General features: G+C 40.5%; 1 protein-coding gene. It reads right to left on the bottom strand.

Features of this window, described 5'->3' with window-relative positions:
* On the bottom strand, positions 1-443 hold a 443-nt coding region (locus OQJ75_RS22450; RefSeq protein ID WP_265974982.1), incomplete at its 3' end, for a transposase domain-containing protein.
* Positions 444-538 lie beyond the last annotated feature (95 nt).

Here is a 538-nt window from a genome sequence, read left to right as displayed (position 1 = left end):
TGCTCAGCTAAGCTTGGGTTATCGTGAGTTCTAAACTGTGTGCCATCGATTGAGAATAGGCTCAAACCATTCCATTTATCACCCGCATCTTCCGACTGTGTCCAGTGCTTTGCTGTGATTGAGAATAATGACTTTAAAGGCTTAGCGGTGAGGCGTTTTCTTGCCTGAGGAATTGCACTAGGTGCAATTGTTTCACCCAATGAATTAGACAATTTGAGGTCGAGTTTATCTAGTACATCAGTAATCGGTCTATCTCGATATAGACCAATACCAACGACTAACCATACAACAAGTTCGGCAGGTAACTTTCTACGGCGCATACTCGCTTTGTTCGTTTCAGATAAAGCTTGGTTTATCCAATCTAGCGGGAGGTCTTTTTGGAACAAAGAAAGAGATTCTGGATTAGCAAAATCGTCAACATCGATTAACCAGTGTGACAGCATAAAAAAATACCCTTAAACAAAAGTGCTTAAGGGTATTGTTAACCATCTGTAGGATCGTTCAACTGATCAGGAAAATGCTTAAATGATCAGTGTTA

Source organism: Vibrio sp. 14G-20 (genome assembly GCF_026241515.1).
Lineage (GTDB): Bacteria > Pseudomonadota > Gammaproteobacteria > Enterobacterales > Vibrionaceae > Vibrio.
Note: the sequence above shows the minus strand (reverse complement) of the source record. Positions and strands in the feature narration are given on the sequence as shown.